The organism is Ekhidna sp. (assembly GCF_965221965.1).
GTDB lineage: Bacteria > Bacteroidota > Bacteroidia > Cytophagales > Cyclobacteriaceae > Ekhidna.
This window is the reverse complement of the sequence record NZ_OZ244926.1, coordinates 1124634-1139776: the sequence shown is the minus strand read 5'-3', so window position 1 is coordinate 1139776 and position 15143 is coordinate 1124634. Positions and strand designations below refer to the sequence as shown.

Here is a 15143-nt window from a genome sequence, read left to right as displayed (position 1 = left end):
TATTAGATAATCACATCATAAATGCGAACCAATGGCAAAAATCTATACTTTTTTTCTACTTCTTATTTCTTCAGAACTAATAGCTCAAAATCCCTACTTTCCAAAAGTGCTCTCCATGCGCGAGCGCGCGGAAGTAATAGATAATTGGCTGGAAGAACGCGTTCAAACCGTTCTTCCTGCGGTGATGCGCAGATCGGAAATAGACATGTGGGTTATCATCGCTCGTGAATACAATGAGGATCCGGTAATAAAAACCATGCTGCCGGCCACCTGGCAATCCGCTCGTAGAACGACCATGCTCATCGCCAATGATCCGGGAGAAGGAAAATCAATTGAAACATTCGGGATGTCGAGATACAATACGGGAGAGTTATTCAAAACTGTATGGAATAAAGAAGAACAACCGGACCAGTGGCAAGCACTTGCTGATATGATTGTATCAAAAGACCCGAAAAAAATCGGTATAAACAAGTCAGAAACATTTGCATTAGCAGATGGGATTTCATCCACGCATTATGATATGCTGATGGACGTCCTTCCAAAAAAATATCAGGATCGGGTAGTGAATGCTGAGAACGTTGCAATTGGTTGGCTGGAAACCAGAACTAACAGTGAAATGCTGGTTTACCAGAATATCGTGCGAATGGCTCATCAAATCATTGCAGAGGGGTTTTCAGAAAAAGTCATTCAACCGGGCATAACTACCACGGATGATGTGGTTTGGTGGTATCGTGATCGAATCAGGGAATTAGGTTTTACAGCTTGGTTCCATCCTTCTGTTTCCATTCAGCGTGCTGATCCAGAATCGTTTGATCATTTGCGTTCATTTTCAGAAAGACCGGACCAACAGGTCATTTATCCAGGAGACCTCCTGCATGTTGATTTTGGGATTACTTATCTCAGACTGAATACAGACACTCAACAACATGCATACGTATTGAAGCCTGGTGAAGAGGAAGCACCTGACTTTCTTAAGGAAGCATTTAAAAAAGGAAACCGTGTTCAGGATATTCTTACTTCCAACTTCAAGTCAGGCAGAACCGGAAATGAAATACTCAAAGCCACACTGGACCAATGTAACTCTGAAGGGCTAAAAGGAGTGATCTATACTCACCCGATCGGTTTTCATGGGCACGCTGCAGGCCCAACCATCGGGCTGTGGGATCAGCAAGGGGGTGTGCCGGGCAAAGGGGATTATCCACTCTATCCCAATACCGCTCATTCAATTGAATTGAACGCCGGTGTATTTATAGAAGCCTGGGGCAAAGAAATTCGGATCATGCTGGAAGAGGATGCCTTCTTTGACGGAGAGAACGTACGATACATTGATGGTAGAGCCACGGAGATCATGACGATTCCTCGAACACTCGAACCGAACTCGAGATATTAACAACCCCCTCTCCCCCTTTATTAAGGGGGAATTTTGTGGAGGTTAATCTAAAATCACATCACGGTCAAAATCACACCCATCAATGTGAGCAAGATCACGAAGTAGAAGGCATTAATAAACCAAAGCTTTAATGACGACCTGGAAAACAAAGCATTGACTCCCATAGCGGCTGCTATAAAAAAAAGTCCGATGTGCAATCCATAAGTAGCGCCCTGACCCACTGTCGGTTCTGTGCCACCGTGTCCCAGAAAGAATGCGAGCTGCAGTGCAATGATAAACTCCAGCACGAATGCCGTTCCATAAATCTTAGCCATATTAGCATCTTTTAGGTCATCCTCAGTAAACCCCATTTCCGCCATCCAGGCTTTCCCGAAAATGGGTCCATACCAAAGGCCGCCAACAATGAATGCTGAAACAGTAGCCACGAGTACTGCCAGCCAGTTGATTGATGAAAAATCCATAATAGTGTTGTTAAGTTAGTTTCGTTAAGAACAAGTTAGGAATTTCCCACCATTAAAGGAAAATGTGATAAACCTGTAAGTGGTAGTGTAAAGAGTCAGAAAAGGACTTCCGTATTTTAGCACCAGATGTTAACCTTGCAGAAACATTTATTTAATGTTCATTATTTTTATCAATTGCAAAAACTAAAACAGCGCTTCTATCACAAACGTGAAAAAACCATTCTTCAAAGCGAACAACTTCATCCTCATCCTTGAGGTCGTTTTATTCCTGGCATTTCTCGGCTTTATCGTGCTAAATAAGTTTTTTCAATTTGTTGGATGATGCCTCATCCGTAGGTAGATGAAAACAATCAATGGCAATCCCAGCCATTGCAGCGCGAATACTGCCAATGAAATCAAATCAGTTAGCGGTTCACCTCCCACCCCGATCAGCAGTTGATCACCGATAGTGCCCTGAGAGAACACAATCAAATTGACAGCATTCCATCCGAGGTGCAGGGCGATGGGAAGTAACATGGATTGTGTTTTTGCATAGGCATATGCAAACATCAACCCCCAGGTTCCGGTAAGCAGGAAGACAAAAAACATCTGCGTCGGATTTCCAATAATTCCATAGGAAAACCAATGATAGATACCAAAGGCCAACGCTGAAATCCAGCAAGCCTTGCTCATACCTATTCTGGAGATCAGGATATAGAGGATCGCTCCCCTGAAAATGAACTCTTCAAATAAGACCGACTTTGTCACCCACCATAGGCTCATCCCAAAATCCGGCCATCCAAAGGATTCATTTAGCTTCCAGTATCCACCGGATAGGTGCATCTGCAAATGGAAGTAGAGCAGGCAAATGGTAACAGAACTGGCTAGGCCAAAAACAAAGGCCAAACCTGTTTTCCTATTGGGAACTAAACCCAGTACATTCAGATTCTTTCGTTCAATGAAATGAAGGATTAGCCAGGAAAGGGCTACTTCGACGATTATTCCAATCATAGCTGTGCAAGATGTATAATTTCAGAATCATGTTTCCGCTCAGATCAGAAATTATTACCCAAATCAAATAGATTTGCCGCATGGCTGAAGCGCAGGAAGATTATCTGGAACAACTCAATCCCCCCCAACGAGAAGGTGTCGTAAATGTAGAAGGTCCGTGCATGATTATAGCAGGCGCAGGATCAGGTAAAACACGGGTACTTACCTACCGAATTGCTCACCTCATCAAAGCGCATAATGTTGACCCTTTCAACATCATGGCACTCACGTTTACCAACAAGGCTGCACGCGAAATGCAGCGAAGAATCGAGGAAATGGTGGGCGCGGATGCCAAGAACCTTTGGATGGGGACCTTTCACTCGGTGTTTGCCCGAATACTGCGAGCGGAGGCACCTAATATTGGCTATCCCAGCAATTTCACTATTTATGATACGGACGACTCCAAGTCGCTGATCAAATTGATAGTTAAAGAATTTAACCTCGACGATAAAGTCTATAAGCCAAACATTGTCTACAGTCGGATTTCAGGTGCAAAAAACCGGCTGGTCTCATGGAGAGAATACCTCAATAACCCGATATACCTGGAAGATGATACTCAGAATATGCGACCTGAGATGGGACGCATCTACCGAACGTACTGCGAGCGATGCTTCGCCGCAGATGCGATGGATTTTGATGATCTCCTCTTCAATACCAACATCCTGTTCCAGGAGCATCCTGATGTGCTGAATAAATACCAGCAGCGCTTTCATTATGTGATGATCGATGAGTTTCAGGATACCAACCTTTCACAGTACCTGATCGCAAAAAGGCTGGCGGCAGTAAGACAAAACATCTGCGTGGTGGGTGACGATGCACAAAGTATCTACGCCTTCCGAGGAGCAGACATTCAAAACATACTGAATTTTGAGCGGGATTATCCGGACCTGAAAACGATCCGGCTGGAACAAAATTATCGGTCCACCAAGACGATCGTCAATGCGGCAAATTCAGTCATCGGAAAGAATACCGCCCAGCTGAAGAAAAACGTCTGGACCGCCAATCAGGAAGGTGATCTCATTGAGCTGATCAAGTCTACTTCGGACAATGAAGAAGGCAAGCTGGTGGCCTCTGCCATCTTTGAAACCAAGATGCAGAACCACTGCTCAGAGAAAGAGTTTGCGGTTCTATACCGCACAAACAGCCAGTCGAGAGCAATAGAAGAAGCGCTGCGGCGAAACAACATCAAATACCGGATTGTGGGTGGAGTTTCTTTCTATCAGCGAAAGGAAATCAAGGACCTCCTCGCCTACTTCAGGTATACGGTCAACCCGAATGATGAAGCAGCGATGCGACGAATCATCAATTTACCCAAGCGAGGCATTGGCCCTACGACCATTGACAAAATGGTAGTGGCTGCTAATGAAGAAGGCAAAGAGCTATGGGACATCATGGAAAAAGCCTCTTCTTATGTTGGGAACAGAGGTGGAACCCAGGTGGAAAATTTTGCTACGTTGATCAAGTCGTTTCGGCTGACCAACGAAAAGAAGGATGCGTATGATACGGCTGCTCACATAGCAAAAACTTCCGGTCTGTTGAAGGAGCTCTATGAGGATAAGACCATCGAGGGGATGAACCGCTATGAGAATACGCAGGAGCTTTTGAATGCCATTAAGGAGTTTACGGACGATCCTGAAAGAGAGGATAAAAGTCTTGGGGCATTTCTTCAAGACGTAGCGTTGCTCACTGATGAGGATCGTAACCAGAAAAATCAGGATGCCGTGACGCTCATGACCATCCACATGGCCAAAGGACTGGAGTTCCCTTATGTATTCATAGTCGGTTTGGAAGAAGAATTATTCCCTTCTCAGATGATGCTGAGTAGCCGTGCAGACCTGGAAGAAGAAAGACGACTTTTTTACGTGGCAATCACCCGTGCAGAGAAAAAGCTATACATGAGCTATGCACTCAATCGCTATCGGTTTGGCCGACTGAAGACTTGCGAACCGAGTCGCTTCCTGGAAGAAGTAGACCCTGCTTTCATCAAAGTAAATCGGAAGTTTTCATCCAAAGACCCGGTATCTCCAGGCGTCAATTACGTGACAAAGAACTTTGTCTCTAACATCAAAAAAGAGAATACTACCAAGCGTTTTGCTACGAAAGTCAATCACACACCCAGTGCTGACTTTGAGCCAAGTGACACGACCAACCTGGCTGAAGGCATGAAAGTGGAACATCCGAAGTTTGGGTTTGGAGTGGTGACAAACATTGATGAGCAAGGTGCCAATAAAAAGGCAAAAGTAGATTTCGAAAAGGCCGGAGAGAAAACCTTGCTTTTGAGCTTTGCCAAACTGCGAATTCTGGATAATTAGCATCTGTCTCATTTCTCAAAATTCCAAAACAGGTATATTTGAAAGTGACTTATATTTTTTAGAGTGCGTGTTATATCCGTGCCTTTGCCTGCAGGCAGGCGACAACAAGCGCTTACAAGCGACTAAAAATTGGGTTTATAGCTAGTTATCAGCTTGTTAGGAATAAAACAAATAAAAAAGATATAAGGTGGATATATTGCACTTTGTGCAACATACACGGATGTTGTGCCTAATGTAAAATGATACGCAGTAACAAAATAAAGTCAATTGAATTTCTGATTAACAAATTCAGAGAATCCAATGGGGATTTCAAGGAACTTCCAAAGTGTTCATTTTTGTTTGGCGCAGGTTGTTCAAGGAGTTCAAATATTCCGACAGGCTTTGGGATTATTGAGCACCTAAAAAAACTTTGGTACATAAAGAATTACACTGATAGCTCTAAATACCTTGATAGCGAATATGAGATTGATGAACAGGCTTTTGACGATATTCAAGATGACTTTGAAACAAAATGTATCGAAGCGGAAACGGAATTGAAAGAAAAAGCTCTTTACAGTTTTGAAAAGTTAAGAGAATCTCCTCCGAAATATTTAAAAACAATCCTAGAAAAAACTGATAAACAAGAAATAGTAGACTATTTATTAGATGATTTACAATATGGATTTTGGTTTGAACAATACTCTGAAAATCCCAGAGAACGACAGAAATTTATTGAATATCATATTGACACTAAAGAGCCTTCTGCTCCCTATCTCCTTTTAGCCCATTTAATTGCTAATCGAAAAATCACTAATCTCTTCACTACAAATTTTGATGACCTCATTTATGATGCTGTAATTAGATACACAGACATTAAACCTAAAACATACTCACACAATGAAGTCGCTCAATACATTAATCCTTTAAGCGTTCGACCAAACATTATCAAACTTCATGGCGATTTTCTTTTTGAGAACATTAAAAACACCAAGCCAGAGACAGAACTTCTTTGGAACAACATGCAAGTGAAATTTGAAGAATGCCTCAAGTCGTTTGATTTAGTTGTTGTCGGCTATAATGGTGCAGATGAATCTATCATGAATGTGCTTTCAGAGTTAAAAAGCACTAAATACGGACTACTTTGGTGTGGAAGAAACCCTGAAAAACTAAATTGGCGCGTAAAGGAATTAATTAATCATTCTGAAAATTCCTTCTTTGTTGAAATTGAGAGCTTTGAGCACCTTGTAATAAAACTATATGAAGTTTTTAAAGACGAAATTGACATTCCGGATTTCCGAAAAAATGCAGAACAAAAAGAAATAGAGTTAAATGAATATATCTCGGATTTACAAACCGAATTAAGCGAGAACCCACAATATTCAGAAACTCAAAAAGAAGAAATCACTAAAACTTTAGATGTAATTCTCGATAGAAACAGCTTTTACAGAGTAGCCGAATTACCTATAAATGAACAGCTCGACTTTCTCAGAAAACTACGGATTGACGGGATAAGCAGAACTATAAAGAATATTCACACTAACACGAAAGAAGGTTGGGAAAACGCTGACTATTTGTTCAAGGAATTAGACATAGATAACTTTTTTCAGGACAAGCTAAATGAAGCAACCATTCAACATATCTCAAATGCCCTGTCTAACCTTAAAAAAGTAAATTTTGATAGGACAAAGAGCATACTTGACAAGATGGATAATGCCGTGCTGCTATCAAAGATAGAAGTGGCGAGTCCCGCTGATTTATATTCGGCAATCAACGAATTAAGAGCAATTTCAAAAGAAAAGATTGACCATGTTGTAACACAACGTGAAGTAGGTGAAGAAAATTTAAAAGTTGAGAACCTTTCTTTAAGGCAAATCACATATCAAATTAAAACACTCAGTCAGAAAGATGGACTTGACCTTCTCATTTCTAAAAATGATTTGATTCAAGAAAAAATTAAAGCAGAAGACATAAAAGAGTCAACATTGTTTTTAGACAACATTTCTAATGTCTTCTTCAAAGAATGTCAGAACTTATTCATTCAGTTAGATACCTCACTTCTTATATCTAAGATGAATGAGCAAAGCATTTCACTGTTGAGTAGTTCTCTCAAAATTTTCAATAGACTAGACAAGAGAAAAACTAAAACCTTAATTGAAAACCTTGATTTCGGAATAATTGAATCTAAGTTAAATGAAACCAACCTTCATTCTTTTAAGTCTTTACTTTTCACACTCAAAGACGTTGATTTTAGCCTCTCTAAGAAATTATTAGCCATTACAGATGATACAGAGTTAAATAAAAAGATTGAAAAGGCTGACTTGTTATCAATAGCTGAAGCGTTAGAATATTTAAGCAAAATTGATTTTGACAGGATGTCAAATGTTGCCAATAATTTGCAGGAAGGTTTTGTGACAGCTAAGATTGACAGCAATGAATTTACCTACCAACAATTCGGAACTGCCATGGCTAAATTATTGGTGTTTAATCATGATAAATTCTGCCGAGAAGCTAGAAGTGCTGATTCTAATCGACTTACAGAAATGATTTCGGAATCTCTTAATAAAACAGGTGAACAGGTATTTCTTCACTTTGTACCTACTTATTTCAAGGTGGATAAATTCTTGTTCGAGAAAATCATTTCAAAGGCTTCTCAAGGATACATTGATGCAATATTGAAGTGGCCGAAAATTGATTTGTACACTGTAAATTTACCCTATCTGAAACGAATTTTTGACCAATTAAAACTTGATAAGGAATCAAAATACTTGGAATATATAATTGGACAAAACCAAAACAGGTTTACCAAAAAGAAAAGAAAAAAACGGAAAAACACTAGGCACAACAATGGCTAAAAAATCATAGCTGCCCTGCGGGACAGCAACGCTTTTTAGCCTCAACGTTGCATCTAGTCACCCCCCAGCTAAATCTAACAACCGGTTATACTCTTTTACCCGCTCGGCATCATCCAATCTCCTGGCCAGCTCCAAGATCGTCCGAATCACGCCTTTATTAAAGGGATCATCATAGCGTGCCAGCTCCAGATATCTGATCGCCTCATTATAATACGCTCCGGCCCTTTGCATTTCCTGCACTTTGCGAGTGCTTTCAAAGATGAGATCCCCTGCCTGCTTGTTGGTCTCCCCCAGATACAGATGTGCCAGCGTGGACACCCCCAACTCTTCAATCAACTTGAGGTACTCAATGCGTTTATCCAGTAACTCGAGTTTCAATGGAAGTTCATCGGCTTTCTTTTCCTGCTTGAGAAAATCGTCTGCCTCTTCCATCAACAACCCACTCAAATCTCTGTAAGCATCATTGATTTGTGCCTCCATATCCTGATCCATCGAAAGCACTTTTGTGAGGTCATCGTAAGCCTGCATCAGTGGATCTTGCTCTGCATTTCCCCTGGATTTTTCCGCACGCTTCAGCCATATCAATCCTCGGTAATAATAGATTTTGGCTTTGGCCGTTTCAGTCAGCATGGCCTGGATACCAATCGCATCTTCAAAGTCGTCCATCGCTTCATCATATTCACCCACATTGAAGTGTCGAATGCCGGAATCGACGTAACTTTGAGAAAACGCGCATGAGGCCGTTATAAGAAAAAATACAAATAGGACAGGCTTCATGATGATTGTTGACGGTTAACTATCAGTATAATACTAAAAAGACACATTCTGTAACCAAAAAAGATGTTAGGATTATAAATGTCTAAAAATGATCCAATCATACTACCTGAAAAGTACTATTTAGACTACTTCAATTACGTGCTGGAGTTTGTGGAACGACAATATGAGCATGTACTGGATAGGCCGGAATACCTCTTTTATCAGTCGTTCAGAGACCTGTCGGAACAGGCGCAGTGCCTATATCTGCGTTTTTCAAATCGTCGTGGCGACTACTTCCGATTAAACAAGATCTCATACCCTGAAATACCCAATGTAATCGATGCAAAAGATGAATTGAGTAGTCACGGTTTCATCCGGATAAATGAGAGTGATGATCCTTATCAGTTTCGATTGTTTACCAAGCAAGAGTTGGTTTCGTTTTACGACTTTCTTCACCCTGCACAAAAGAAGTCAGAAATACTAATGGAGCTGTCTGAAGTTGATCTTCCTGTCATTCATGAAACTGAAGAGATTGCTGAGGTACTTAAAAATGAAGAAGTTGATTTTATCAAATTGCTATTCTTTGGTCACCGGGGTGGTCAAATGACCGACTTTGTGATCCGTGATGTGGGCAATGTGAAGATTGAGAAGCTGGATGAAACAAAGTTCAAACCATGGTTCCAATCACGCGAAGAAGCCTTATCGGTCATGCATATCTCCCAGCTGAAACGGATGATCTATGAAATACAGGAAGCCGGTCTTCCGCTGGAGGACTACCTGGACGAGATGCCATGGGACACCTGGCTCTCCTACCCCCGATCTGCCAAAACGGCTGAGAAACTCCTTCTCAAAATCGCGTACTATTTCGAACAAGTAGCACAACCTGAAATCGCACTCACCTACTATTCCTATACAAATAAACCGCCAGCTCGAGAGCGTAAAGTACGATTACTGGACAAAACAGATCAAAAGGAAGCTGCACTGGCAATCGCCAATGAAATACTGGATAACCCCACTAACGCATCCGAACTGACCTTTGCCACGGACTTCTTGAATCGGAAAGGCATTCGCATCGATCGCAGTATGACGAAGCGTCTCAAGGATGCACCCTCCATAGAGATACCACGCCCTGATACTACAGTTGAAAAAGGAGTCCTGGCACACTTTGAAAGTGAAGGCTGGGATGGTTTGCATGCGGAAAATTTCTTGTGGAGAGGTCTGTTTGGACTGGTATTCTGGAAGGTAATCTTCGATGAAAGCCACGGCTCCTTTCATCATCCGTTGCAACGACAGCCTTCTGACCTGAACGACTCGATTTTCTTCGAATCACGCCAGCAATTATTAGAGAATCAATTAGCTAAACTGAGAACCAGAAAACAACTCGTCAAGCATATATCCGATATTCATAACGAGAAAAATGGAATTGCCAATCGATTTGTCTACTGGCATGATTCTTTGCTCCCATCGCTGGAAGTCATGGTGGAAAGACTTCCTTTAAACGGGCTTAAGAAAGTATTGCTGGAAATGTCCAAAAACATGAAGGAGAACAGCGCGGGCTTTCCGGATCTTTTCCTTTGGAAGGAAGATGATTATCAGTTTTACGAAGTGAAGTCTCCCAATGATCACCTCTCTGCGCAGCAGCTATTCTGGCTGGATTTTCTGGCATCTGCCAAAATCAATGTGGATGTGTTGAGGGTCAACTACCTGGATTAGTTAATTTCGAATTCAATCAAATGATCACACGTGTTTAGTCTTTGGGAAAAACAATCGTTTCTGGAAACAGATGTCATCGTCATTGGAGCCGGCATCACCGGTTTGTCTGCGGCAGCCACTTTAAAAGAGCAGTCTCCTGAACTGAAAGTCACCGTCCTGGAACGAGGAATCCTACCGACCGGTGCAAGTACCAAAAATGCGGGATTTGCATGCTTTGGAAGTGTTTCAGAATTACTTAATGATGTAGAGACACTCGGTGCTGAGGGAATGACATCACTGGTAGAAAAGCGATGGGACGGACTACAAAAAACCTGTCAGCGACTCGGCAGAAGCATGATCGATATCCAGGTGAAAAGTGGGTATGAACTGATTTTTGATGAACAATCAGAAGCAGTAGACAAAGTTGGATCAATCAACGAATTGCTCAGAGATTTCTTTCAGGAAGATGTATTTAAACTCGCCAACGAAAAGATCAGCCCGTTCGGTTTTGGAAAAACGCATCACCTGATCGAAAATCACCTGGAAGGACAGCTCGATACGGGGAAGCTCATCTCCGCACTTTGGAAATACTGCGCTGAAATTGGAGTGCAAATTCACACCGGCTGTGAAGTCCGGGAGATACACGAGGAATCTTCTACTGTTAGAATTGCATGCAAAGACGCTGAATTTTCGGCCAAAAAGGTAGCGGTTTGCACCAATGCTTTTACTAATAAATTGCTTGGGAAAGAGCTGGAGGTGGCTCCCGGTCGTGGGATTGTCATGAGCATCATTCCCGATAACGAACTAAAATTCCAAGGGACCTTTCATTACGAGGAGGGCTACTACTACTTCAGGGATTATTATGGTAAACTTCTTTTTGGAGGCGGACGAAACCTCGCTTTGGAAGAAGAAACAACCACCGATTTTGGGATCAATCAAAAAATCAAAGAAAAACTTGTCGCAGACCTGGATTCCATTATTCTACCGAATCAATCGTATAAGATTGAAATGGAATGGACGGGGATCATGGCGTTTGGAAAAACAAAAGCTCCCATTGTAGAAAAAATATCCGATCGTATCGCTATAGGTGTTCGCTTAGGAGGTATGGGTGTCGCCATAGGAAGCCTTGTAGGTGAGGAAGTGGCTGAGATGATTTTAAAACATGGATTGATCTAAATGACCCTATCTAAGAAAAAAATCAGGAGAGAGCTTGTTTCTTCTTATCAAAAAATCAAAGAAAGCACATTTGATTTTGATCGTATTAGTCAATACTTCAAGAACAAGTCTCATCAAGATATAAGCAAGGTAGTATCAGATCGTACATTTCAAGACCTGGATCTTGATGAGTTTTTTATGCTCGCTGATAGAACAACTTCACGGGTCGGACAACAAGTATTATATAACAAAATTCGATCTATCAATTTTAACACTGACATTTCGAAACAGGAACGTTTGATTGACTTCTATAAAATGAATGAGAAGGAAAGGTTAGACTCACAAATTCTTCTTCACAAGCTTTCCAAACCCACTGCTTTCTATATTTCAAATCTTTTTCAAGACGCACACGTCTCAAGGCCGAAGTGGTATGGCATAATCAAGCCACTTTCAATTATTAGCCTATTATTTACGGTTCTAATTCCGTTTTACCCAGTCTTTGCTTTGCTCTTGCTCACAGTAGTCACTATTAATGCTGTGATTCATTTCGTCAATAAAAGCAACCTAATGGTTTATTTGAAATCGCTTCCTGAACTGATAAAACTCATTTATGTTTCCGAAGCTCTTGGGAAGAGAAAAGAATGTAAAGCTTATTATCAACCAGTCAAAGGAGATTTAGAAAGCATTAAAAAGATCAAGTATAAGATTTCTTTCTTTCAAGAGCACGGAGGCATTGCGAATGATCTGACAGCAATTTCAACAGCGTTATTAGAAATCATAAAAATGATGTATTTGCTTGAGCCAATTTTCTTTTTCTCAGCATTAAAAACACTAGAAACCAAACGAAAAGAAATTGAGAACATATTCAATTTTGTTGGCCAAATTGATTGCTGTATTTCTCTAGCTGGTTTCAGAGAATCCATTGATGGGGACTGGAGTCATCCTCAATTTAAGACGGAGCATCAAGGTATTACAGCCAAGGAAATCTACCATCCATTGATTCACAATCCAACAGCCAATTCAATTGAGGTAACTTCAAAGTCTGTTCTTCTCACCGGATCGAACATGTCAGGAAAAACTACTTTCATCCGAACCATAGGTATCAATTTCATCGCATCAGCTACATTAAATACCTGCTTTGCCAAAGAATTTAAACTTAGACCCCTTAAAGTTTTTACAGCAGTACGAATCAGTGACGATCTACTAAATGACAAAAGCTACTACCAGGAAGAGGTGTTAACCATTAAGGAAATGTTAGAGGCTTCTAGAAATGGAGATGGTTTATTTCTCCTTGATGAAGTATTCAAAGGAACGAACACAATTGAAAGGGTGGCAGCTGGAAAAGCGGTACTAAATCATTTAAGTAAAAACGACAACATTGTTTTTGTATCCACTCATGATGTGGAGCTCTCAAACTTGTTATCAGATTATTTTGACTCATATCATTTTTGCGAGTTGATTAATAAAAGCAATGTTAGCTTTGACTATCTACTTAAGAAAGGTAAGCTAAAGGAAGGAAATGCGATTAAAATTCTTGAAGCCAATGGGTATCCAAACGTTGTTATAGACGATGCAAAAAGGGTTGTAGATTCGTTATCCTGATCAAACCGTCAGTTTCACAAAGAAAGTACTTCCCTTTCCTTCCACTGATTCCACCCAGACTTTGCCACCCAGATCCTGAACATATTTCTTCACGATAGATAATCCAAGCCCGGTTGACACTTCACCTCCGGTCGGTTTGGCACTGAGCTTTTGAAAGCGATTGAATAGCTTCTTTTTATCTTCCTCGGAAAACCCAGGCCCTTCATCTGACACCTTAAATGTCACGCTATCATATGTGCACTCCGAGCGTAACTCCACGGAAGTATTGGGTTCTGAAAACTTCACCGCATTGGATACTAAATTTTCCAATACCAGCAACAGGAGTAAATGATCTGTTCGTATCATGTTGTGATTTTCACAGAACTCAACAGAAAACTCAATGTTTTTCTTGGCCGCTACCGGACGATACCGCTGAGAAATATCTTTCATCACATCCCGAATATCCACCCGTTCATTCATGACTTTAATACGGGTATCCTCAAGACCATCCACATCCAAAATTTTCGTTACCATTTGATTGATCCGTTCAGCACTGGAAGTGACTTGATTCAGTAACTTTCCTTCAGCATCTGAGAGCGTTTTGCTCATCTTTTGATTCACAATGTCTATGACCATCATGATTTGACTCAGCGGCGAGCGAATGTCATGAGCCAATATTCTAACCAGATTGTTCTTCTCTTCATTTAGCGCAACTAGCTGGGCGTTTCGGTTAATGAGCTGCTCATTTTTTTGATAAATATCTACCTGCTGTTCTTCTATCTGCTCTTTCTGCCCCATGAGCAAACGGGTGTTTTTTTGGTTGTTGTAAAACAAATAAGCGATGATCACAAAAAGTAGAAATGTGACTATAATTCCTAATAACATCAACCGTTGAAAGGACTTCTCCTGTTCCAGTTTCAAATTAGCATTTTTGATCTGAGCCAATTGCAGTTCCTTTTCTTTCGTAAGAATCGAAGTTCCCAACTGATCATTGTTGTACAGATTGCCGATAAAATTATACAGCTCCTCTCCAAGATATTTTGAAATAATACCAGCTATAGCCTTTTTAATTTCCGGATCCGAGATGAACTCATCTAAGTCCTCTTTCCAGGCGCTGTTTTTAGGAAGTATAAATGCATAACCATCACCGACTGTAGTAAAGAAGTTTTGCCTTGTAACCTGGGCACCCTCTTTCATCTGCATCAGGTAAATAGGTAAGTCAATAAAACCGAACCTGTTTGACTTATTAATGACTGCTTCTAAAATATTTTGATCACTGCTAATAAACTCTGTCTCAAACTCCACTCCCGTTTCGTTTTTTAAATCGCTCAAAAGCGCTTCATATTTGGTTCCTTTGATGGTGACGGCTTTTAAATCATTTATCATTTCCACCTTTTCCTCGAACGTTTTCACGATCGGGGTTCCACCACTCGAAACCAAAACGGTAATATCAGGAAGGTAGGTCTCGGTAAATTGCGCATACTGAAGTCGCTCCTCAGTGATTGACAAAGCAGAGACACCTGTGACCTGTGGATTGTTATTTTTCCTGACTACATCCAGAATATTCATGAAATCCCTGGACTTTTTAAAAGAGACATTGATTGACTCTCCTTTAACATCCTTCATGTATTTCTTGAACAGCATGAAAATCTCTGGCTCAATTCCTATCAACTCACCTTCCTCATTTTCATAAATGAAAGGCTTAGAGGTATACCAAACAACTTCTAATTCATTGGAAAACTTCGGATGCGAGAATCCAAAAAGTGATAAATATGGCGGTAAAAGAAAGGCGAAAACTAATAAAAGGCGGTGCATGGTTTAAATATGATCAATTTGAATCTGACTAAAAATTCGCACTTTACGTTTTAATAAATAAAAGAAAATATTAAAAAGCAAAACCATAGTAGGGAGTTAAGTGTTTACCTATTCGAATAAA

General features: G+C 40.7%; 10 protein-coding genes. 6 read left to right on the top strand and 4 right to left on the bottom strand.

Annotated elements, in window-relative coordinates:
• Positions 1–31 precede the first annotated feature (31 nt).
• The gene (locus ACOQON_RS05595) at positions 32–1390 is read left to right on the top strand and encodes a M24 family metallopeptidase (protein WP_420577943.1); all 1359 of its coding nucleotides are present in this window, start codon (positions 32–34) and stop codon (positions 1388–1390) included.
• Between the two features lie 53 nt (positions 1391–1443).
• On the opposite strand, the gene ACOQON_RS05590 is transcribed toward ACOQON_RS05595, so the two are convergent.
• On the bottom strand, positions 1444–1851 hold the full coding sequence (locus tag ACOQON_RS05590; protein WP_420577942.1) for a DUF1761 domain-containing protein: 408 nt from the start codon (positions 1849–1851) through the stop codon (positions 1444–1446).
• Positions 1852–2157: 306 nt separating this feature from the next.
• Entirely contained in the window at positions 2158–2841 is a 684-nt protein-coding gene (locus ACOQON_RS05585) for a CPBP family intramembrane glutamic endopeptidase (protein ID WP_420577941.1), read from the bottom strand.
• 80 nt (positions 2842–2921) lie between these two features.
• On the opposite strand from ACOQON_RS05585, the gene ACOQON_RS05580 reads away from it, so the two are divergent.
• Complete coding sequence (locus tag ACOQON_RS05580) at positions 2922–5192, top strand: ATP-dependent helicase (protein WP_420577940.1); 2271 nt, start codon at positions 2922–2924, stop codon at positions 5190–5192.
• 239 nt (positions 5193–5431) lie between these two features.
• The gene (locus ACOQON_RS05575; RefSeq protein ID WP_420577939.1) at positions 5432–8023 is read left to right on the top strand and encodes an SIR2 family protein; all 2592 of its coding nucleotides are present in this window, start codon (positions 5432–5434) and stop codon (positions 8021–8023) included.
• Positions 8024–8080: 57 nt separating this feature from the next.
• Here ACOQON_RS05575 and ACOQON_RS05570 read toward each other — a convergent pair whose 3' ends face one another.
• Complete coding sequence (locus ACOQON_RS05570) at positions 8081–8800, bottom strand: hypothetical protein (RefSeq protein WP_420577938.1); 720 nt, start codon at positions 8798–8800, stop codon at positions 8081–8083.
• Positions 8801–8878: 78 nt separating this feature from the next.
• Here ACOQON_RS05570 and ACOQON_RS05565 point away from each other — a divergent pair, with 78 nt between their 5' ends.
• Genes ACOQON_RS05565 through ACOQON_RS05555 form a run of 3 tightly spaced genes read left to right on the top strand, consistent with a single transcriptional unit; the run spans position 8879 to position 13228 of the window.
• The gene (locus ACOQON_RS05565; protein ID WP_420577937.1) at positions 8879–10492 is read left to right on the top strand and encodes a VRR-NUC domain-containing protein; all 1614 of its coding nucleotides are present in this window, start codon (positions 8879–8881) and stop codon (positions 10490–10492) included.
• A gap of 30 nt (positions 10493–10522) precedes the next feature.
• Positions 10523–11647 carry an NAD(P)/FAD-dependent oxidoreductase gene (locus ACOQON_RS05560; protein ID WP_420577936.1) on the top strand — a complete coding sequence of 375 codons (1125 nt, stop codon included), beginning with the start codon at positions 10523–10525 and terminating at the stop codon, positions 11645–11647.
• Positions 11648–13228, top strand: a complete 1581-nt coding sequence (locus tag ACOQON_RS05555; protein ID WP_420577935.1) for a MutS-related protein — start codon at positions 11648–11650, stop codon at positions 13226–13228.
• Here ACOQON_RS05555 and ACOQON_RS05550 read toward each other — a convergent pair whose 3' ends face one another.
• The gene (locus tag ACOQON_RS05550) at positions 13229–15022 is read right to left on the bottom strand and encodes an ATP-binding protein (protein ID WP_420577934.1); all 1794 of its coding nucleotides are present in this window, start codon (positions 15020–15022) and stop codon (positions 13229–13231) included.
• Positions 15023–15143 lie beyond the last annotated feature (121 nt).

Excerpts from the sequence above, each read along its gene's own strand:
- ACOQON_RS05570 (WP_420577938.1), bottom strand. The coding sequence starts at position 8,800 with ATGAAGCCTGTCCTATTTGTATTTTTTCTTATAACGGCCTCATGCGCG.
- ACOQON_RS05575 (WP_420577939.1), top strand. The coding sequence starts at position 5,432 with ATGATACGCAGTAACAAAATAAAGTCAATTGAATTTCTGATTAACAAA.
- ACOQON_RS05585 (WP_420577941.1), bottom strand. The coding sequence starts at position 2,841 with ATGATTGGAATAATCGTCGAAGTAGCCCTTTCCTGGCTAATCCTTCAT.
- ACOQON_RS05590 (WP_420577942.1), bottom strand. The coding sequence starts at position 1,851 with ATGGATTTTTCATCAATCAACTGGCTGGCAGTACTCGTGGCTACTGTT.
- ACOQON_RS05595 (WP_420577943.1), top strand. The coding sequence starts at position 32 with ATGGCAAAAATCTATACTTTTTTTCTACTTCTTATTTCTTCAGAACTA.
- ACOQON_RS05580 (WP_420577940.1), top strand. The coding sequence starts at position 2,922 with ATGGCTGAAGCGCAGGAAGATTATCTGGAACAACTCAATCCCCCCCAA.
- ACOQON_RS05555 (WP_420577935.1), top strand. The coding sequence starts at position 11,648 with ATGACCCTATCTAAGAAAAAAATCAGGAGAGAGCTTGTTTCTTCTTAT.
- ACOQON_RS05550 (WP_420577934.1), bottom strand. The coding sequence starts at position 15,022 with ATGCACCGCCTTTTATTAGTTTTCGCCTTTCTTTTACCGCCATATTTA.
- ACOQON_RS05565 (WP_420577937.1), top strand. The coding sequence starts at position 8,879 with ATGTCTAAAAATGATCCAATCATACTACCTGAAAAGTACTATTTAGAC.